Annotated in this window: 18 protein-coding genes and 1 pseudogene; 13 read left to right on the top strand and 6 right to left on the bottom strand. The window is 62.1% G+C overall.

The features are described 5' to 3' along the window. Positions 1-73: 73 nt before the first annotated feature. Together J4D99_RS02845 and J4D99_RS02840 are read left to right on the top strand one after the other, a co-directional pair. A complete protein-coding gene (locus J4D99_RS02845) occupies positions 74-1,609 on the top strand; it encodes a regulatory iron-sulfur-containing complex subunit RicT (RefSeq protein ID WP_236018511.1) in 1,536 nt (511 codons plus the stop codon). Between the two features lie 3 nt (positions 1,610-1,612). After that, complete coding sequence (locus J4D99_RS02840) at positions 1,613-2,128, top strand: gliding motility lipoprotein GldH (protein WP_208130197.1); 516 nt, start codon at positions 1,613-1,615, stop codon at positions 2,126-2,128. A 76-nt stretch (positions 2,129-2,204) separates the two neighbouring features. Here J4D99_RS02840 and J4D99_RS02835 read toward each other — a convergent pair whose 3' ends face one another. Continuing rightward, a complete protein-coding gene (locus J4D99_RS02835; RefSeq protein WP_208130196.1) occupies positions 2,205-3,599 on the bottom strand; it encodes a mercuric reductase in 1,395 nt (464 codons plus the stop codon). A gap of 355 nt (positions 3,600-3,954) precedes the next feature. On the opposite strand from J4D99_RS02835, the gene J4D99_RS02830 reads away from it, so the two are divergent. Both J4D99_RS02830 and J4D99_RS02825 read left to right on the top strand, forming a co-directional pair. Continuing rightward, positions 3,955-4,725, top strand: a complete 771-nt coding sequence (locus tag J4D99_RS02830) for a hypothetical protein (protein ID WP_208130195.1) — start codon at positions 3,955-3,957, stop codon at positions 4,723-4,725. Between the two features lie 46 nt (positions 4,726-4,771). Further along, positions 4,772-5,539, top strand: coding sequence for a hypothetical protein (locus J4D99_RS02825; protein WP_208130194.1), 768 nt, complete (start codon positions 4,772-4,774; stop codon positions 5,537-5,539). 153 nt (positions 5,540-5,692) lie between these two features. Here J4D99_RS02825 and sucD read toward each other — a convergent pair whose 3' ends face one another. Beyond that, a complete protein-coding gene (gene sucD / locus J4D99_RS02820; protein ID WP_208130193.1) occupies positions 5,693-6,574 on the bottom strand; it encodes a succinate--CoA ligase subunit alpha in 882 nt (293 codons plus the stop codon). A 139-nt stretch (positions 6,575-6,713) separates the two neighbouring features. Between sucD and J4D99_RS02815 the strand changes: the two are divergent. Both J4D99_RS02815 and J4D99_RS02810 read left to right on the top strand, forming a co-directional pair. Beyond that, positions 6,714-7,688 (top strand): annotated as a pseudogene (locus J4D99_RS02815) (PLP-dependent cysteine synthase family protein); the annotation flags it as partial. A 71-nt stretch (positions 7,689-7,759) separates the two neighbouring features. After that, positions 7,760-8,176: a response regulator gene (locus J4D99_RS02810; protein ID WP_208130191.1), complete on the top strand. Its 417-nt coding sequence runs from the start codon at positions 7,760-7,762 to the stop codon at positions 8,174-8,176. A 72-nt stretch (positions 8,177-8,248) separates the two neighbouring features. On the opposite strand, the gene ade is transcribed toward J4D99_RS02810, so the two are convergent. Continuing rightward, on the bottom strand, positions 8,249-9,910 hold the full coding sequence (gene ade / locus J4D99_RS02805; protein WP_208130190.1) for an adenine deaminase: 1,662 nt from the start codon (positions 9,908-9,910) through the stop codon (positions 8,249-8,251). A gap of 316 nt (positions 9,911-10,226) precedes the next feature. Between ade and J4D99_RS02800 the strand changes: the two genes are divergently transcribed. From J4D99_RS02800 to cmk, 3 genes are read left to right on the top strand one after another with little or no spacing between them, the layout of a single operon-like run. Continuing rightward, positions 10,227-10,847, top strand: coding sequence for a hypothetical protein (locus J4D99_RS02800; RefSeq protein ID WP_208130189.1), 621 nt, complete (start codon positions 10,227-10,229; stop codon positions 10,845-10,847). Positions 10,848-10,896: 49 nt separating this feature from the next. Then, positions 10,897-11,304 (top strand): hypothetical protein, encoded by a 408-nt coding sequence (locus J4D99_RS02795; RefSeq protein WP_208130188.1) that lies wholly within the window; start codon positions 10,897-10,899, stop codon positions 11,302-11,304. A gap of 33 nt (positions 11,305-11,337) precedes the next feature. Next, positions 11,338-12,057, top strand: coding sequence for a (d)CMP kinase (cmk, locus tag J4D99_RS02790; protein ID WP_208130187.1), 720 nt, complete (start codon positions 11,338-11,340; stop codon positions 12,055-12,057). A gap of 8 nt (positions 12,058-12,065) precedes the next feature. On the opposite strand, the gene J4D99_RS02785 is transcribed toward cmk, so the two are convergent. Both J4D99_RS02785 and J4D99_RS02780 read right to left on the bottom strand, forming a co-directional pair. Beyond that, positions 12,066-13,049 carry a hypothetical protein gene (locus J4D99_RS02785; RefSeq protein ID WP_208130186.1) on the bottom strand — a complete coding sequence of 328 codons (984 nt, stop codon included), beginning with the start codon at positions 13,047-13,049 and terminating at the stop codon, positions 12,066-12,068. A 12-nt stretch (positions 13,050-13,061) separates the two neighbouring features. Continuing rightward, the gene (locus J4D99_RS02780; RefSeq protein WP_208130185.1) at positions 13,062-14,528 is read right to left on the bottom strand and encodes an MBOAT family O-acyltransferase; all 1,467 of its coding nucleotides are present in this window, start codon (positions 14,526-14,528) and stop codon (positions 13,062-13,064) included. Positions 14,529-14,717: 189 nt separating this feature from the next. Here J4D99_RS02780 and J4D99_RS02775 point away from each other — a divergent pair, with 189 nt between their 5' ends. Further along, on the top strand, positions 14,718-15,605 hold the full coding sequence (locus J4D99_RS02775; protein WP_208130184.1) for a 4-hydroxy-3-methylbut-2-enyl diphosphate reductase: 888 nt from the start codon (positions 14,718-14,720) through the stop codon (positions 15,603-15,605). Between the two features lie 36 nt (positions 15,606-15,641). Here J4D99_RS02775 and J4D99_RS02770 read toward each other — a convergent pair whose 3' ends face one another. After that, on the bottom strand, positions 15,642-16,175 hold the full coding sequence (locus J4D99_RS02770) for an O-acetyl-ADP-ribose deacetylase (protein WP_208130183.1): 534 nt from the start codon (positions 16,173-16,175) through the stop codon (positions 15,642-15,644). A gap of 162 nt (positions 16,176-16,337) precedes the next feature. Here J4D99_RS02770 and J4D99_RS02765 point away from each other — a divergent pair, with 162 nt between their 5' ends. The 3 genes from J4D99_RS02765 (at position 16,338) to rimK (ending at position 18,379) form a co-directional block, all read left to right on the top strand. Further along, positions 16,338-16,658 (top strand): 2TM domain-containing protein, encoded by a 321-nt coding sequence (locus J4D99_RS02765; RefSeq protein WP_208130182.1) that lies wholly within the window; start codon positions 16,338-16,340, stop codon positions 16,656-16,658. A gap of 142 nt (positions 16,659-16,800) precedes the next feature. Further along, on the top strand, positions 16,801-17,307 hold the full coding sequence (locus tag J4D99_RS02760) for an ATP-dependent zinc protease family protein (protein ID WP_208130181.1): 507 nt from the start codon (positions 16,801-16,803) through the stop codon (positions 17,305-17,307). 127 nt (positions 17,308-17,434) lie between these two features. After that, the gene (gene rimK / locus J4D99_RS02755; protein WP_208130180.1) at positions 17,435-18,379 is read left to right on the top strand and encodes a 30S ribosomal protein S6--L-glutamate ligase; all 945 of its coding nucleotides are present in this window, start codon (positions 17,435-17,437) and stop codon (positions 18,377-18,379) included. The last annotated feature ends 84 nt before the right edge of the window (positions 18,380-18,463 follow it).

Below are 18,463 nucleotides of genomic sequence, written 5' to 3'. Positions count from 1 at the left end.
CGGCTCTAAGGGTGGCTGCTCATCGGGCGGCTGTACCCGACTTAATGTATTTGACTGGCTCGCCGACGTCGATATGCCGTCCGATTTTCGGGGCTTCGACTGCGTCGAGATTCGCTTTAAAGGCGGCCGAAAGGAGTTTTTCCGCAACGATAAAAACCTGCCCCTGGTAACCGGCGACGCCGTAGTGGTAGAGGCGGCCGGCTCGGGTTGGCACCTGGGCCACGTAAGCCTGAAGGGCGAGCTGGTGCGCCTGCAAATGCGCAAAAAGAAGGTGCCTACCGACTCGCGCGACATTCGCCCCATCTTGCGCGTGGCCACGCCCGACGATGAGGAGCGCTGGCAAGCCGTGCGCGACCTCGAAAACGGCACCATGTTCCGGGCTAGGGCCGTGGTAGACGAGTTGCGTCTCAAAATGAAGCTCTCCGACGTTGAGTATCAGGCCGACCGCACGCGGGCGCTCTTTTATTACTCGGCCGAAGACCGGGTCGATTTTCGGGAGCTGATTCGGCGGCTGGCCGACGAGTTTCGGGTGCGCGTCGAGATGCGCCAAATCTCGTTGCGCCAGGAGGCTGGCCGCATCGGCGGTATCGGGGTGTGCGGCCGCGAGCTGTGCTGCTCTACCTGGCTCACCGACTTTAAGGCCGTGAGCACTACCGCCGCCCGCTACCAGAACCTGAGCCTTAACCCGCAGAAGCTAGCCGGCCAGTGCGGCCGCCTCAAGTGCTGCCTCAACTACGAGCTCGACGCCTACCTCGACGCGTTGAAAGATATTCCGCAGGTGCAGCGCCCGCTGCAAGTGGCCACGGGCGAGGCCTTTTTGCAGAAAACCGACATTTTCCGCAAGCGCATGTGGTTTGCCTTTCGGGGAGATAACAACTGGCTGATGCTCAGCGCCGAGCGCGTGCGCGAAGTGCTGGAAATGAACAAGCGCGGCGAAAAGCCCGACACCCTGCTAGCCCCCCGCCAGGAAGAGGAAGTGGCCCCAGCCGTTTCGACCCTGATGGAAGGCGACCTCGACCGCCTCGACGACCAGATAAAAGCTGGCAGCAAGCGCGGCAAGCGCAAGCGCAAGGAGCGTGACCGCCCCGAGCGCCCGGCCGCCACCAGCCCCGAAGCTACCGCTAGCCCCGCTGCTGCCACCGAAGCCAAAGAAGCGCGCGAGCCGCGTGAAGGCCGGGAGCCGCGTCGCCGCGAGCGCCACGAAGGGGGCCGCCCTGCGCGCGCCGAAAGTACCCCGCGCCCGCCCCGCGCCGAAAACCAGCCGCCCGCTCCCCGAGCCGACGCAGCTGCTAGCCCCGCTGGTGCCGCCCCCGAGAGCCCGGCCGAGCAGCGGGGTCGGCGGGGTGCCGCCGCCCGGCCCCTCAACCGCCGTGGCGGCCGTGGCCACCGCGAGGGAGGTGAGGGCAACGCCCCACGCCCCGACCAGGAGGCCCGGCCGCGCCGCAACGACCCCACCGCGGGCGCACAAACCCCGCGCCCGCCCCGCGAAGGCGGCGACCAGTCGCGCCCCGAGGGTAGCCAGGGCCGTAGCCGTGGCCGCCGTGGGGGTAGTGGCCGCCGTGAAGGTGGTGGCAGCCCCGCCGCTTCTACTCCCCCTAGCGCCTCGTAATCTATGCGTTGTCTCTTGTCTTTTGCCCGGCGGGCGGCGCTGGCCCTGCTGCCCTTGGCCGGCGCCGCTACCCTCAGCGCTTGCGACCCCAACCGCGTGTATGAGGAAAATGTGGACCTGAAATCGCCCTCCGGCGATGCCTACGTGTGGGACGTGCAGCAGCGCCCCTCGTTCACGTTTGCCATTGCCGATACCACGGCCCGCTACAACGTTTATTTCAACGTGCGCAATGCCTCGGGCTATGGGTTTTATAACCTGTACCTGAAGCACACGCTCACGGGGCCCGATGGCCGCTCGGCCGGGCCCGCCTTGCTGCACCAACTGGTGCTGATGAACGCCAAAACCGGCGAGCCGCTAGGGGCTGGCGCGGGCGACATTTTCGACCACCAGTTTCTGGCGTTGCCGCGCCAGCATTTTGCTAAAGCAGGCACTTATAAGCTGACCCTGGAGCAGTACATGCGCCAAAACCAGCTGCCCGGCATTATGGCTGTGGGCGTGCGCGTGGAAAAGCTTAAGTAATGGTTAACGGCTTAATGGTTAATACTGTTCAATAGTATAGAGAAATATTAACCATTGACCATTAAGCCGTTAACCATTATTTCAGTTTTTTCCATACCACATTCAGGCCCTCGGCCCAGATGGGGTGGGCGATAACCATATTCTGGAGCTGCTGGTAGCGCAGGCGACCGGTCATGGCTACTTGCAGGATGGTCATGATGTCGCCGGCCTCGGGGCCCACGATGGCAGCCCCCAGAATGCGGTCGTCGGGGCCGACGAGCACCTTCCAGAAGCCAGTCGTGGCGCCCGTTTGCTGGGCGCGGCTGATGCTGCGCACCGGTATTTTCGACACGCGGTAGTCGAGCTGCTGCTCCTTAGCTTGGCTTTCGCTGAGGCCGATGCGGCCGAGCTGCGGGTCGGTGAAGACGCAGTAGGGCAGGGGGCGCTGCTTGGCCGAGCGGCGGCCGCGGTGCAGCAGGTTGTCGCGAATGACCCGAAAATCGTCGTAGCTGATGTGCGTAAACTGGGGCCCGCCGTGCACGTCGCCCAGCGCGTAGATGTGCCGCACGTTGGTTTGCAACTTGCTGTTTACCTGAATGTAGCCTTTTCCGTCCGTCTTTACGCCACCGGTGGCTTCCAGGTTTAGCGCATCAGAGTTGGGGCGCCGGCCGGTGGCTACCAGCAGGTGGCTGCCGTGCAGGCGGCGCTCACCCTGCGGCGTATCGAGCGTGAGGGTAAGCTCGCCGGCCGCATTGCGCGATACACGCCGTGTCTGGGCATTGAATACCAGCTCGATGCCATCGTCGAGGAGCGCTTGTTGCAGGCATTCGCACACGTCATCGTCTTCATGCTCCAGCAAGTGCAGGCCGGTTTCGATGATGCTGACGCGGCTGCCGAAGCGCCGAAACATCTGCCCAAACTCCAGCCCGATGTAGCCACCCCCCAGGATGAGCAGGTGCTCGGGCACTTCCTGAATATCGAGCAGGCTCGTGGTGGTGAGGTAGCCCGCCTCGGCCAGGCCCGGTATAGCGGGCACGGCCGGCCGGGTGCCGGTATTGAGGAAAATCTGTTTGGCCCGGATGTCGATGGCCTCGTTTTGGGTTTGCTGCACCCGCATGGTGTGCGCGCCCGTGAAGGCCGCGTGGCCGTGCAGTACCGTTACGCCGGGGTGCTGGCGCACCAGCGCTTCGTGCAGGTTGTGGCGCGAGTCGGCCAGCAGCGCATCTTTGCGGGCAATGACGGCCGGCATATCCACCGTGGCCTCGCCGCTCAGCCGGATGCCCAACTCTCCGGCGGTGCGCACTTGATGCAGGCGCTCGGCCGACGCTAGAATAGTCTTGGTGGGCACGCAGCCGTAGTTGACGCACGAGCCGCCCAGGTGGGCTTCTTCGACCAGAATGACAGTACGGCCGGCTTCGGCGAGGGCCGAGGCAAGCGGGTTGCCGGCTTGGCCGGAGCCGATGATGAGGGCATCGCAGGAATAATCGGGCATAAGCAGGGGCTAGGGCCACCTGCAACGGTGGCGGGATTGCATACGCAAAAAGCTAGCGGGCGAAGAGCCGCGGCCGTAAGCAAGAACACGTACGATGAAGCGCGCGGGCTGCTGCGATGTGCGGGCGCCAAAGGGCATAACAACTTCTTTGCGGGCTGCCGGCAGAGGTGGAAGCAGGATTTCTAAAGTCCCGCACCAACTGGTCAAAAAATAGCCTGACTAGGTTAAAAAAGCACTAGTTGCTTGTGTAGGTCGGGCGTCTGAGTGTCTGAAATAGGAAGCTATTGGCTTGCTTGTACTGAGGTAATTGCCGTTGTTTGGGCTGCTCAGGTTTCACGCTGTTTATGCCCCACTCATGGTAAAAATTAGACAAGCTATTGCGCCAGCTGTGGGCAGCCTGCTGCTAGGCGGCTGCGCCGTGTACGTGCCTACGGTGCCCAGCACGCCGCTACTTACGCAAAAGCAGGTGGCGATAACTGGCGGCCTGCGCGGCGTCAATTCGCTGGAGCTGGATGCAGCCTGGGCCCCCACCAGCCACCTGCTGCTGACTGCCGAATCGGCCTTGCAGGGCAGCACCACCGAAACCACGACCAGCAACGTGACGACCACCTACCATGACGCGCACCGGCAGCTTGGCCTGGGGGTAGGCTATTACCGGGCTCCTTCCGTGCGCTCGGCCTGGTATTGGGCGGCCGTGGGCGGACTAGGCTTTGCCAGTGTGCAGCTGCACAGCCTGGATATTGGCGTGCTCTATATTTTGCCGGTGCCCATTATTTCCGGGCTATACGAGGCGCGCTACCTGCGCTACTACGGGCAACTCTACGCGGCGCGGCCTTTGGGTGGTGTGGTCACGGCCGGGGCTTCGGTACGCGGCACCCTAGTCGACTACCAGCAACTTGCCTATGAAGGCCAGCCTTTTACACCCACTAACCGAGTTTTTATCGAGCCCACGCTTTTTGTGCGAGTGGGGCACGGCGTAGTGCAGGGCCAGGGCACGCTAGGCCTGTCGCTGCCCACCGCCGGCAACCCGAGTCAGCCCTACAACTCCCAGACGGCACCAGTGTCGACGCTCGTCGGCGTGGGCGTGGTCTTTCGGCCCGATTTGCTGGGCCGCGGCGGCAAGTAGGAAGAGGTAGTCAGTAGCTCATCAACTTTTTGCTAGCGTGAGTCTTATGCGAAATGCTGTAAAAATTGCCGCTGGAGCTTGCCTGCTGGCAGCTACTGGCTGCACCGTGTATGCGCCCATGCAGCCGGTGATGCCGCTGGTGCGGCAGCGGGGCCAGGTGGAGGTGGGAGCTAGCGCTCAGCTTACGGGCCGTGTTGAGGCCACGGCCGCCTATTCGCCCGTGCAGCGGGTTGTGGTAGCCGGGGGCCTCACCGCTGCGCCCAGGCTCAGCGACCAGCATTTTCTCGTGACGCGGCAGTATGAGGTGGGTGCGGGCCTTTACCAACCACTGGGCCGGCGCTGGTTGCTGAGCGGCTTGGGTGGTGGCGGGCAGGCGTATTGCCACCGGGGCTATGTTGACCTGGGAATTTTTGGTTCTGGGGTTTACAGCGAATACGAAGCGCGCTACAGCAAGTATTTTGGGCAGCTAGGCGTTGCGCACATTCAGCAAAAGGATACCTACAGCCTGAATTACCGATTTACTCAAGTCAACTTTGACTACTTGACTGATGCGGAGTATGGGCCACTGCCCTTGAGCGCTATGACGCGCCACGAGCTAGCGCTTTCGGTGCGCTCGGATATAGGCAAAAGCCGGCGCTGGCAGTTGGTGACCACGCTTGGCCTGTCGGTGGCGAGTACTTCCAGGCAGGACGACAATCAGTCGCCTTATAATGAATCTGCCCGCCATTATCACGCCAACCGCAATTTGCTGCCGGCTTTTTTAATGAGCTTCGGCGTAGTGTATCAGCCTAAACAGTCGGCTGCGCTTTACTAAAGCTTCTGTATAAGTAAAAGCACGTAGGAGCGAAGGCTAGCCCTACTCCAGCTTAGTTGGAGGCGTCGCCCAAAAGGCAATATGATATAATAACAAAGCCTCTGCCTGGATGGGCAGAGGCTTTGTTAGGCTTGCAAAAGCCGCTGACTAGCTTTACTTGCCGCCCAGCACTTTGAGCATGGTATCGCCAATCTCAGCGGGCGAATCCACCACGTGGATGCCGCACTCGCGCATGATGGCCATTTTGGCGGCCGCCGTGTCGTCGGCCCCGCCTACGATGGCACCGGCGTGGCCCATGCGGCGGCCGGGAGGCGCCGTTTGGCCGGCGATGAAGCCTACGACGGGCTTCTTGTTGCCGGTTTCCTTAATCCAGCGGGCGGCTTCGGCTTCCATGCCACCGCCGATTTCGCCTATCATCACGATGCCTTCGGTTTCGGGGTCGTTCATGAGCAGCTCTACCGCCTGCTTGGTGGTAGTGCCAATGATGGGGTCGCCGCCGATGCCGATGGCCGTGGTCTGGCCCAGGCCAGCCTTGGTAAGCTGGTCAACAGCCTCATAAGTCAGCGTGCCCGACTTCGACACGATGCCGATTTTGCCTTTCGAGAAGATGAAGCCGGGCATGATGCCCACTTTGCACTCGCCGGCCGTGATAACGCCGGGGCAGTTGGGACCTACCATCGTAATGCCGGGGCGGTCCTTGAGGTAGTGCTTCACGGCAATCATGTCCTTGGTCGGAATGCCCTCCGTGATGGTCACGATTACCTTAATGCCAGCCTGGGCAGCTTCCAGAATCGCATCGGCGGCGAAAGCCGGGGGTACGAAAATGATGCTGGTATCGGCCTGGGTAGCGGCCACGGCATCGGCTACGGTATTGAATACCGGGCGGCCGAGGTGCTCGGTGCCGCCCTTGCCGGGCGTCACGCCACCCACTACCTGGGTGCCGTAATCCATCATTTGCTGCGCGTGGAACGAGCCTTCGGAGCCGGTGAAGCCCTGCACGATGACCTTGGAATCTTTATTGACGAGAACGCTCATGGGCGGCTAACTTGTTGAGGAGAGTTAAGTGGGGCAAAAGTAGGGCCGGGGCGGGCAATGCGCACACGCCCGGCCTCCGCCCGGCCGCCGGCTTACCTTTGTGGCCCCACTGGCTATTCATTGTTCCCCACCTGGCAGTATGTATTTCAATCATATTATCGACACGCTCGGCAACACGCCGCTCGTGAAGCTCAACAAAGTTACCGACGGCATCAAAGGAACTATACTGGCTAAGGTAGAGTATTTTAACCCCGGCAACTCGGTGAAGGACCGCATGGCGCTGCGCATGATTGAGGACGCCGAAAAGGCCGGCCTGCTCAAGCCGGGTGGCACTATCATCGAGGGCACCAGCGGCAACACCGGCATGGGGCTAGCCCTGGCCGCCATTGCCAAAGGCTACAAAACGGTGTTTGTGATGAGCGACAAGCAGAGCAAAGAGAAGCAGGACATTCTGCGCGCCGTGGGTGCCGAGGTGGTGGTGTGCCCCGTCGACGTGGCCCCCGACGACCCGCGCAGCTACTACTCGGTAGCCCGCCGCCTCAATCAGGAAACGCCCAACTCGTTCTACCCCAACCAGTACGATAACCTCTCCAATACCGCCGCGCACTACGAAGCCACCGGCCCCGAAATCTGGCAGGGCACCGATGGGCAGATAACGCACCTGGCGGCCGGCGTGGGCACGGGCGGCACCATCTGCGGCAGCAGCAAATACCTGAAAGAGCAGAACAGCAAGATTTTTACCTTGGGCATCGACACCTACGGCTCGGTGTTTAAGAAATATAAGGAAACCGGCATTTTCGACCCCAACGAAATATATCCCTATAAAACAGAGGGTATCGGCGAGGACATCCTGCCAAAAAATGTAGATTTTAGCGTCATCGACCAGTTTATCAAAGTGACTGACAAAGACGCCGCCCTCATGACGCGCCGGCTCGCCAAGGAAGAAGGCTTGTTTGTGGGCTGGAGCTGTGGCTCGGCCGTATTCGGCGCCCTCGAGTACGCTCGCGAGCACCTTGCCGAAAGTGATACGATGGTCATTATCCTGCCTGACCACGGCACGCGCTACCTGGGCAAGATTTACAACGACGACTGGATGCGGGCCCAGGGCTGGCTGTAGCCGGCTAGCCCGGCTTGCTAAAGCGAAGGGCCACAAGTATCTTCGTTACCTCAAATTACGATGATTATATGATGGATACGCTCAACCATATTGTGCTGATTGAGGATAATGAGACGACAAGTTTTTTAAACAACCGCCTACTAAGCCGTTTAGGCGTGGCCCGGCAGGTGAGCTCCTTTTCGAAGGCCGAGGAAGCGCTCGACTTTCTCTGGGGCCGCGAGCAGGCTAGCCCGGCTGAGGATGTACCCGATTTGGTGTTTGTCGACCTCAAGATGCCCGGTATGAGCGGCTTCGATTTTCTGGAGCGCTATAGCCAGTTGCCTGCTGCCATCCAGGAGCGCACCGTAGTGGCCGTGCTCACTACTTCCATGCACGGCGCCGACACGGCCCGCGTGGCGCAGTATCCTAACGTCGAATACCTCACCAAGCCGCTCACGGAGGAAAAAATGCAACGCCTGCTCGCTAAGCGCTTTGCCGCAGCCTAAGCCTAGCCGCTACTAAAAAGCGACGGGGCCAGCACCAATTTTGGTGCTGGCCCCGTCGCTTTTTAGTAGCAGCTAGCCCTGCACAAATTCAAATTTCTCGCCATCGAACAGCCCTTTGTCACTGAGTTTGAGGCTGGGAATAACCAGCAGGGCCATGAACGACAGCGTCATAAACGGCGCTTGCAGGCCCGAGCCAAGCTGCGTCTTGGCAAAGGCATCGAGCGCCGAGTAGGCCGCTGCCACCTCTGGGCCGGGGCGGTCCGACATGAGGCCAGCCACGGGCAGCGGCAGCAGGTGCTCTTCGCCGGGGGCGCCCACAGCGGCTAGCCCCCCCCGGGCCTGCACTACCAGGTTGATGGCACGGGCCAGGCTGTCGTCGTCGCAGCCCACGGCCGTGATGTTGTGCGAATCATGGCCCACGCTGCTGGCCAGGGCGCCTTGCTTCAGCCCAAAGCCCTTGATGAAGGCTACTGCCGGCGGCGCGCCGGGCGTGTAGCGGTTGAGCACCACCAGCTTGAGCACGTCCTGGCTAGGGTCGGGCTGGCGCCGGCTGCCAGCCACGGGCACTAGCAGGTCGCGGCGTGCTGTAATAAGCTGGCCGTCGAAACACTCCATAACGGGCGTCAGCGCCTCGGTCCCGGTGCCCGTGGCCGGGGCGGCCAGCGCTGCTGCGGCTACGGGCTGGGCATGAAAATTATTGGCTAGGGCCACCGGGGCGGGCGGCAGCAGGCACCGGCCATTTTCGGCTACTAGCTCGCCGTTGAGGTACGTTTTTAAAACCTGGAAATCAGTTAGGTTATCGACCAGAATAAAGTCGGCGGGGTCACCGGTACGCAATTGGCCCACCGGCAGGCTGTAGTGTGCCACGGGGTTGAGGCAGGCTACCTGCAACACATCAAACACGCTGTAGCCCAGCGCCACGGCGCGCTGCACCAGCTGGTTGATGTGGCCGAGCAGCAGCGTATCGGGGTGCTTGTCGTCGGAGCAGAACATGAGCTGCTCGTAGTGCTGGGGCAGTAGCTCGATGAGCGCATCGAAATTGCGCGCCGCCGAGCCCTCCCGAATGAGCACCTTCATGCCCGCCGCCAGCTTGTCGGCGGCTTCGGCGGCCGTAAAGCACTCGTGGTCGGTGGCGATGCCGGCGCTGGCGTAGCGCTCGGCATCAGCGCCCTGCAAGCCGGGCGCGTGGCCATCTACCGGGCGGCCGTAGCGGTGGGCCAGCTCTATTTTTTCGAGCACGCCAGGGTCACGGTTGAGCACGCCGGGCCAGTTCATCATCTCGGCCAGGTAGCCGATGGCCGGATTCTGAAACAGCTGCTCGATATCGGCCGCCGTGATTTCGGCCCCAGCCGTCTCAAACGGCGTAGCGGGCACGCAGCTAGGGGCCCCAAAGCAAAATTTGAACGGCCCCTGGGCGGCATTGTCGAGCATGTACTGCACCCCGCTCACCCCTAGCACATTGCCAATTTCGTGGGGGTCGCTCACGGTGGCTACGGTGCCGTGGGCGAGGGCTAGCCGGGCAAATTCGCTGGGCACCAGCAGCGAGCTTTCGACGTGCACGTGGGCATCCACAAAGCCCGGCAGGGCGTAGGGCCAAGCTGGGTCGGGGCCACTGGCGCCAGCCACCGGCTCGATGGCCGCCACGCGGCCGTCGGCCACGCGCAGCACCACCGGGCACACCGTGCGGGCCGGAATATCCACCAGATTAACAGAGAGCACGAATTCAGCCGCCATGTCGTTTTGCAAAAAATGAAACCCACCAGCGAGCTGGCTAGTTGGGACAATGTAAAGTAAATTTGAAAAAAAACGTGCCGTGAAGCTATCGACAAATGCCCGTTTGCTGGCCCGGCCGGCGCTTCTGCTAGCCCTGGCAGGCCTGTTGGCGGCCAGCGGCTGTGCCACACACGGCTCGCTGTCGCAAAAAACCAAGTGGTACCGCCACCATAGCGGCGGCAAGTCAGTGCCCTGCCCCTGTGGACATTGAGTTTGGGATAGAGGCCGATTTATAGGTATGTTAGCGGTTGCTTTTTCTTCTGCAACTCGCTCTCCTATGTTAAAACACTACTCTCTGGGTGTCCTATTACTGGCTGCCGGCCCCGCCGTGGCCCAAACGCCGGCCCCTGTGCCCGCCGCCCCGGCGGTGCACCTGCCGCCCACCAGCTTCAAGGGCGGCGCCTACCAGCTCAAGGCGCATCCTGACTGGAAGCGTGCCAAACTGCTCTACGACGACCAAACCCTGAGCGTGAGCGACGCCGACCACAAGCCGCAGTACGCCCTGGTGTATCCGGCCGATAGCGTGCGGGCCTTTGCCATTGGGCGCGACACGTTTTCGGTGGTGCACGATGTCGATATGCCGCGCTCGGTGCAGCGCCGGCGCAATTTATTTGTGCGCAATCTGTATCGTCGGGGCGGGTTTCAGGTAGCTGAATACGTGTCGGTGATGCCCTCGCCCCAGCCGCCGATGGTTTACACTTTGCTGGCGCAGGACGGGCAAGTGCGAGCCGTGCTGCCGCCCAACAATGTGCAGTTTCGGCTAGCCCTGGCCAAAGCACTGCTCGACTACACGGCCCTGTCGCAGCAGCTGGAGCTTGACCCCAAGATTATTCCGGAGCAACTGCCGGAGCTGCTGGCTGCCTACGGCCGTTGGAAGGCAACAAGCGGCTCTAAATAGGCCGCGTGCGAGCCGGGGCCGGCCCGCACGCGGCCCGTACCTTCGCCCCATGTCCGAAAATGCCCCTGAAGTAAGCGCCCTGCAAGCTGCCGCCGAGCAGGTGCGCCAGCAGCTAGGCCTGCCTGTCTACAACGAAGCCGCCGTGCTGGAGCTCGACCATTTTATTGAAGTCCAGCGCGCCGAGCTGGTGCCCGGCTCGCCCGACCGTGAGGGGGTGGTGACGGCGCTAGGGTGCTTTTTGGGGCAGTGCCTAGTGAATACCTACCGCGCCGAGTGGGCCGCAGGCCCCGACGGCAGCACGGGCGTGGGCCTGGCCAATAAACTTTTTTTTAACCCTTTTTATCTGGTAAATGAGCAGCTAAATACCGGGGAGGCAGCGTCGGTAGCGGCTTTTTTTCGGTCGGTGCCGCAGCGGCTGGTGAGGGCCAGCGGGGCGCGAAAGCGTTGGATTTCGTAATCTTGCGGGGCCAATGGCCGTTTTCGCGCGTTTATGAAAAACCTCGTCATCGCCATTGATGGCTATTCCTCGTGCGGTAAAAGCACTACTGCTAAGGCAGTTGCCGCCGCACTGCACTACGCCTACCTCGACACCGGGGCCATGTACCGGGGCGTTACGCTGTTTTTACTCGAAAACAGCATCGCCTTCGACGACATGGCGCGGGTGGAGCACGCCCTGCGCGACGATATCCACATCAGCTTCAAGCGCAACCGCCGCACCGGGCGCAACGAGCTGTGCCTGAACGACAGCATTCGGGAGGATGACATTCGCCAGATGCGTATCTCCAATTCGGTGAGCGAGGTGTCGGTGATACCCCAGGTGCGCCACGCCATGGTGGCCCAGCAGCAGCGCATGGGCCGCAAGCGCGGTGTGGTGATGGACGGCCGCGACATCGGCACCACGGTTTTCCCCGATGCCGAGGTCAAGATTTTTATGACCGCCGAGGTCGAAATCAGGGCCCGCCGCCGCCAGGAAGAGCTAGCGGCTAAAGGCGAACATGTGGAGCTGGCCGCTATTATCGAAAACCTGCGCAAGCGCGACCATATCGACTCGACCCGCGCCGAAAGCCCGTTGCGCCGCGCCGCCGATGCCGTGCTGCTCGATACCACGCACATCACCATTACCGAGCAGGTTGATTTTGTGCTCGACAAGGTATCGTCGGCACTGTTTGCGGCCTATGCCCACAAACTGAGCGGGCAGCTGGGCGAGTAAGCTGCCCGCTAGGGGGCTAGCCGGGCAATATCGGCGGCCAGGCGCTGGCTGAACTGCTCGGCCGCACCGCGCGTGATGTGGTTGCCATCGTTGGTAGGGTAGGCCTGGTCGATATAGTTCAGGTAGGGTATTTTTTCTTGGGTAGCTAAAGCCGTCAGGCGCTTATCAAAGTCGGGTTGATAGTGCTGCTCCAGCGCGGCCATTTCCGGGCCGGTGGGCACACGCACCAGCACCACGCGCCCGTGCTTTTGAAGGAAGGTAATGGTTTGTTGCAGGCTGACTTCGCGGGCTACGGCTAAGGTATTGGTGGCTGCCAGGGCGCGGTAGGTGACCAGCTTTTCGGCCATGCGGCGGTGCAGCAGCGCGGGGTTGGTGCTGGGGGGCGGCAGAGCTATTTCGAGCCAGCCATCGGGGTGCAGGCGCTCGATAACGTGGGCACTGTCAGTGTCTAAGAGCAGCTGATAGAAAGGCTTGTGCAGGTAGTGGGCTAGGTAGTCAAGGTTAGGGCTCTGGCTCACGCTGGCTAGCTGGCTAACCATCGATTTCTCTTCGGGAAATACGATTCGGCCATCTAACTTATTTAATACCCGCGATTTGTAATCTTGCAAAGACTTGTCGCGTTGCACGTTTTTCGGTAGCGACAGCGACCATGGGTCGACGGCCAGCACAAACAGGCCGTGCTGGGTGCCGGGCGCCAACTTGCGCTCGATGCTGCTGAGGTAGCCTGGCCCGTAGGGCGACTCTGCCAGCGTGAAGGCGTAGTTGAGCCACGGCCCCTGATAGCGGCTGCCCAGCTGCGCCGCCAGCACGCCAGGCTTGATGGCCTGCGCCGCCCGCGAGGTGCCCAACACCAGCGAGCTAGCCGGTGGTGCGGCAAAGCGTGCGTAAAACGCATCGACATAGCCGGCCCGCAGACCGGCGGCGAGCCCCAGCCCGGCCACTAGGCCCACCACCCCTAGCAACCCGGCTAGGCGAAGCACAAGTTTTAGCATGGCAGGAGCAGATTAAAATTGGAAATAAATAAACTGACTGCTGCCAAACACCCCGAAGTATAATATAGCGAGCAGCAGCCCCGCATAGCCGGCCCAGCGGCCCGCTACCGGCCAGCCGGCTAGCCACCGGGCTACCGAACCACGCTCGGCTCGGTAATCACTAAGGGCTAGCAGCGCCACAGCGATAGCTGCTACCAGCAGTTCGGCCCCAAAGTGCCGGCCTAGCCCGGCCAGGGCCGCCGTCAGCTGCGCTGTGGGTAGGCGGCCCCAACCTTGGAAAAGGTGGCCGGCCACGTAAAGCGCGTCGGGCAGGCTGTTGGCGCGAAAGAAAATCCAGGCGTAGGCTACCAGGGCCAGCGTAGTGCCGGTACTCAGCAGGCGTTGGAGGCCGGGCCGGGCGGGCAGCCTCAGGCGCTGTGCCAGCGCAGCCCGGCTGGGGGCCGTCAGGCTTTCGGCTATGAGGTAAGTGCCATGTAGTGCGCCCCAGAGTATAAACGTCCAGCTAGCCCCGTGCCACAGCCCGCTCAGTAAAAAAACGATAAATACATTGAGCTGCGTGCGCACCTTGCCGGCGCGGCTGCCCCCTAGCGGAATGTAGACGTAGTCGCGAAACCAGCTAGAGAGCGACATGTGCCAGCGCCGCCAGAAATCGCCAACCGAAGTGGCCAGGTAGGGCTGCCGAAAATTGAGCACCAAGTTGTAGCCCAGCACCCGCGCCGCGCCGCGCGCCAGGTCGGTATAACCCGAAAAATCGGCGTAAATCTGACCCGTAAAAGCGGCCACGGCTACCAGCAGCGCCGGCCCTTCAAAGCCCTGCGGATGGTCGAAAGCGGGGTTCGCGAGCAGCGCGAGACGGTCGGCAATAACCACTTTCTTAAACATACCCCAGGCCATGAGGCGCAGCCCGCTGGCCACCCGGCCGTAGTCGAAGCCATGCGGCTGCTGCAGCTGCGGCAGCATCTGGCCGCCCCGTTCGATGGGCCCCGCCACGAGCTGCGGCCAGAAGGCTACGAACAGCGCAAACCGCCCCAGGTGTTGCTCGGCGGCGAGCTTACCCTGGTACACATCCACAATGTAGGCCACCGACTGAAACGTGTAGAACGACACGCCCACCGGCAGGGCCAGCGCCAGCGTGGGCGCCGCAAAAGGCACGTGCAGTGCGGCAGCCAGCTCCACGGCTGTGTGAGTAAAAAAATTAAAGTATTTGAAAATGAATAGTGTACCTAGGTTGCTGGCCAGGCTGAGGTAGAGCCAGGGGCGGCGCTGGGCGGGGCTAGCCAGCCGGCTCATGCGCACCCCGCTAAAGTAGTCGAGTAGGGTAGTAGCTGCCAGCAGCAGGCCATAGGCCGGCTTCCAGCTCAGGTAGAAGTAGTAGCTCGACACCAGCAGCAGCGGTGCCCGCCAGCGACCCGGCAGGGCAAAGTAAAGCCCGATGACGACCGGGAAGAAAACGAGAAAATGAAGTGAGTTGAATAGCATCGGCCGGGGGTAGAGCCGTAAAGTTCGGCCGAAAGACCGTAGTGGCCCGGCAGGGGCTAGCCAAGCGAGCGACCGAAGGTAGACGGAGCCGCTCACCGACATTTTTTCCGGCCTGTCCGTAACCACTAGCCGGCTTCGTACCTTTGTGGCCGCGAACCCAAGGGCTTATCGGGGGGTTTGATAGCTACTATGCAGGTAACCATCGATAAAAACTCGGGGTATTGTTTTGGGGTTGAGTTTGCCATTCAAATGGCGGAAGACGAGCTGAGCCACAGCGAAAACCACACGCTGTACTGCCTCGGCGACATCGTGCACAACCGCATGGAGGTGGAGCGCCTGCACCAGCAGGGCCTGCGCGTAATAGACCGCGAGCAGCTCGGCACCCTGCACGACTGCAAGGTGCTCATCCGGGCCCACGGCGAGCCACCCGAAACCTATCAGCTAGCCCTCCAAAACAACCTGGAGCTCATTGATGCCAGCTGCCCGGTGGTGCTCAAGCTGCAAAATCGGGTGAAGCATGCCTTCGACGCCACCACCCGCGAAAATGGTCAGATTGTAATTTACGGCCAGCCGGGCCACGCCGAGGTTATCGGCCTCACGGGCCAGACGCGCAACCAGGCGCTCATTGTGATGACCGAGGCCGACCTCGACCAGATTGACTTCACGCGGCCCGTTACGCTCTTCAGCCAGACTACCAAGAGCACGGCCGGCTTCTACAAGATGAAGGCCCTGATAGAAGCCCGCATTGCCGCCGCGGGCGGCGAGCTCGAAAGCTTTGATGCCAACGACAGCATTTGCCGGCAGGTGAGCAACCGCGAGCCCCAGCTAACCCGCTTTGCCCAGGAGCACGACGTTATTCTATTTGTGAGCGGCCGCAAAAGCTCCAATGGCAAGGCGCTGTTCTCAGTAGTTAATGCCGTGAATATGCGGAGCTACTTCATTGAGAACGAGAGCGAAATACAGGATGAGTGGTTTGCGGGCGCGAGTTCGGTGGGCATCTGCGGGGCCACCAGCACGCCGCTGTGGCTCATGCGCCAAGTGCAGGAGCGCGTGGAGGGGCTGGAAGTAGCCGCGTAGAGCCCGCGTGCCGCAGGCCAGTACTCCTGGGCAGGGCTAGCCAGCTAGCGCCTGCTCGTAGAGGCGGTTATTCTCCTCATCGAAAACGACGAAAACTACCTCCTGCGGCCATTCGTGGGTGGCTAGCCACTGCCGCACCTCGCGCACGGCAATGGCGGCCGCGTCGGCCTTCGGGTAGCCGTAGACGCCGGTGCTGATGCTGGAAAAAGCCACCGACTCAAGCCGGCGCTCAAGGGCCAGGGCCAGGCTATTGCGGTAGCAGGCGGCCAGCAGCTCGGGTTCGCCTTTGCTGCCGCCATTCCAGACCGGGCCCACGGTGTGAATGACGTATTGGGCCGGCAGCCGCCCGCCGGTGGTGATAACGGCCTCCCCGGTTTTGCAGCCGCCCTGCCGGGCCCTGATTTGGCGGCACTCGTCTAAAATGGCAGGCCCGCCCGCGCGGTGAATGGCCCCATCGACGCCCCCGCCGCCGAGCAAAGACGAGTTGGCAGCATTGACGATGGCTGTGGCGGCGAGCTTGGTAATGTCGCCCTGCACAACGCGCAGGCGGCTGGAAGTGGAGTCGGACATAAAAACAACGCAGCTGACTGGTACGTGATACGCAACACTCGGGAGCTTGTTTTTACCGCTTGAGGCGCCAATACTACCGCTTGAGCAAGCGTGAATTGCGAAGGGCTAGGTCAAAAATATACATTTGGCCATCACTTCCACTCACCGCTAGCCCCACACGCCATGCAGCCTATCCGCCCCGCTTCCGCCCCCGCCGACACCCTCCGCGACCAACGCCTGTGGCAGGTAGCCAAGGCCCGCACCAAGTTTCAGAGCCACCTAGTTACCTACCTGCTCGTCAATGCCGGGCTGTGGCTGCTATGGGCCTTCACCACCCAGCCCTTCGAAGGGCACCACCACGACTACCTGCCCTGGCCTATCTGGTCGACCGTGTTTTGGGGCGTGGGTGTGGTGGCGCAGGGGCTAGCCGCCTACGGCAACCTCAACCGGGGCGAGCGCACCCAGCGCGAATTTGAGCGCCTGCTGGCCCAGGAGAGAAATTAGTAAGCGGTTGTCTTGGCAAGCGCAACGAAATGGAGCGCGGCACTCCTTCCTTTGTCGTTAGGCTAGCACCCTAGCCAAAAGAAAGAGTGCCGCGCTCCATTTCGTTGCGCTTGCCAGAACAAAAGGTTTTGTTTTTGACCGCATGAAAAAGCGCCCCGACAAACGCCTGCTCGGCCGCCGCGAGCGTATCGACCTGCCTGCCCTGGGCCTGCCAGGGGTGGTGGCCAAGGTCGATACTGGGGCTTATACCAGTGCCATCCATTGCGCCGACCTGCACCTGGCGCCCGACCCTGCTACCGGCCAGCCCGTGCTGCACGTGCGCCTGCTCGACCCCGAGCACCCCGCCACCGACGGCCAGCCGCTAGCCTTCCGCGAGTTTGCGCAGCGCAACATCCGCTCTTCCAACGGCGAGGTGCAGGCGCGCTACGTCATTCGCACGGTGGTGCGGCTCTATGGCGAAGACTTTGAAACCGAGTTTTCCTTGGCCGACCGCTCCGACCTCCGGCACCCGGTGCTGCTGGGGCGCGCGCTGCTGCGCCAGGGCCGCTTTGTGGTCGATGTGGCCCGGCGCGACGTCGCGTATCAGGCTGAGCGCCGGGCTGCTGAGCGAATCCTGAAGGCTAGCGGTTCGCCCGATGGGCCGGTTTAGACGTAGTTTGGTAGTAAAGTTCAGGAAAAAAACATCCGTTGCGGCGGGCCAAGACTAGCCCAGTAGCGCCTATCTTAATGTTACTACTCCCGCTATTCTGCCCTAGGCTCCGCCTATTCCACTCGTTATGAAACTGGCAATTCTTTCGCGCGAGCCGCAGTCGTACTCCACCAAGCGGCTGGTGGCGGCGGCTACCGCGCGCGGCCACGAAGCCCAGGTGCTCGACCACCTGCGCTGCAACCTGGTGCTCGAAAAGGGCCAGCCCAGCATTCTATACCAAGGCCAGCCGCTAGCCCGCCCCGACGCCATTATTCCGCGCATTGGGGCGTCGGTCACGTTTTATGGCACGGCCGTGGTGCGGCAGTTTGAGATGATGAAGGTGCGCACCGCCGTTGATAGCCAGGCCATTGTGCGCTCGCGCGACAAGCTGCGCTCGATGCAAATCTTGAGCCGCGCCGGCGTGGGGATGCCCAAAACAGCCTTCACCAATGATACCGACGAGCTGCCCGCCCTCATCGAGCACGTGGGGGGCGCTCCGGTCATTATCAAGCTCCTGGAGGGCACGCAGGGGCTAGGGGTGGTGCTGGCCGAAAGCGCCAAGGCTGCCCAGTCGGTGATTGAGGCGTTTCACAACCTCAAGGCCCGCATTTTGGTGCAGGAGTTTATTGCCGAGGCCAAGGGCGCCGACGTGCGCGCCTTCGTGGTTGATGGCGAGGTGATAGGGGCTATGCGCCGCCAGGGCAAGGAAGGCGAGTTTCGCTCCAACCTGCACCGCGGCGGCACCGGTACGCTCGTCAAGCTGAGCCGTGCCGAAAAAGCCGCCGCCCTGCTCGCTACCAAGGCCCTGGGGCTAGGGGTGGCCGGCGTGGATATGCTGCAAAGCAAGCGCGGCCCGCTGGTGCTCGAAGTCAACTCGTCGCCCGGCCTCGAAGGCATCGAGAAGGCAACCGGCCTCGATATTGCCGGCCGCATCATCGACTACACCGAGGCGCTCACGCTGCGCAAGCGCGGCGGCAAAACCAAGCCCAAGCGCAAGAAGGCGGCTCCCGATTCGGCCGCCGATGTTGCCTAAAGCCCGACAATAACCGGCACTAACGCACTTGGCCGGATTCTTGAACATCGACGGGCTTTCTGGTATCTACTGACGGGCTAGCCC

Source organism: Hymenobacter sp. BT559 (genome assembly GCF_017571525.1).
Lineage (GTDB): Bacteria > Bacteroidota > Bacteroidia > Cytophagales > Hymenobacteraceae > Hymenobacter > Hymenobacter ginsengisoli.
Note: the sequence above shows the minus strand (reverse complement) of the source record. Positions and strands in the feature narration are given on the sequence as shown.

Coding starts and splice junctions, on each gene's coding strand:
- J4D99_RS02845 (WP_236018511.1), top strand. CDS start 74: ATGCCGTCCGATTTTCGGGGCTTCGACTGCGTCGAGATTCGCTTTAAA.
- J4D99_RS02840 (WP_208130197.1), top strand. CDS start 1,613: ATGCGTTGTCTCTTGTCTTTTGCCCGGCGGGCGGCGCTGGCCCTGCTG.
- J4D99_RS02835 (WP_208130196.1), bottom strand. CDS start 3,599: ATGCCCGATTATTCCTGCGATGCCCTCATCATCGGCTCCGGCCAAGCC.
- J4D99_RS02830 (WP_208130195.1), top strand. CDS start 3,955: ATGGTAAAAATTAGACAAGCTATTGCGCCAGCTGTGGGCAGCCTGCTG.
- J4D99_RS02825 (WP_208130194.1), top strand. CDS start 4,772: ATGCGAAATGCTGTAAAAATTGCCGCTGGAGCTTGCCTGCTGGCAGCT.
- sucD (WP_208130193.1), bottom strand. CDS start 6,574: ATGAGCGTTCTCGTCAATAAAGATTCCAAGGTCATCGTGCAGGGCTTC.
- J4D99_RS02810 (WP_208130191.1), top strand. CDS start 7,760: ATGATGGATACGCTCAACCATATTGTGCTGATTGAGGATAATGAGACG.
- ade (WP_208130190.1), bottom strand. CDS start 9,910: ATGGCGGCTGAATTCGTGCTCTCTGTTAATCTGGTGGATATTCCGGCC.
- J4D99_RS02800 (WP_208130189.1), top strand. CDS start 10,227: ATGTTAAAACACTACTCTCTGGGTGTCCTATTACTGGCTGCCGGCCCC.
- J4D99_RS02795 (WP_208130188.1), top strand. CDS start 10,897: ATGTCCGAAAATGCCCCTGAAGTAAGCGCCCTGCAAGCTGCCGCCGAG.
- cmk (WP_208130187.1), top strand. CDS start 11,338: ATGAAAAACCTCGTCATCGCCATTGATGGCTATTCCTCGTGCGGTAAA.
- J4D99_RS02785 (WP_208130186.1), bottom strand. CDS start 13,049: ATGCTAAAACTTGTGCTTCGCCTAGCCGGGTTGCTAGGGGTGGTGGGC.
- J4D99_RS02780 (WP_208130185.1), bottom strand. CDS start 14,528: ATGCTATTCAACTCACTTCATTTTCTCGTTTTCTTCCCGGTCGTCATC.
- J4D99_RS02775 (WP_208130184.1), top strand. CDS start 14,718: ATGCAGGTAACCATCGATAAAAACTCGGGGTATTGTTTTGGGGTTGAG.
- J4D99_RS02770 (WP_208130183.1), bottom strand. CDS start 16,175: ATGTCCGACTCCACTTCCAGCCGCCTGCGCGTTGTGCAGGGCGACATT.
- J4D99_RS02765 (WP_208130182.1), top strand. CDS start 16,338: ATGCAGCCTATCCGCCCCGCTTCCGCCCCCGCCGACACCCTCCGCGAC.
- J4D99_RS02760 (WP_208130181.1), top strand. CDS start 16,801: ATGAAAAAGCGCCCCGACAAACGCCTGCTCGGCCGCCGCGAGCGTATC.
- rimK (WP_208130180.1), top strand. CDS start 17,435: ATGAAACTGGCAATTCTTTCGCGCGAGCCGCAGTCGTACTCCACCAAG.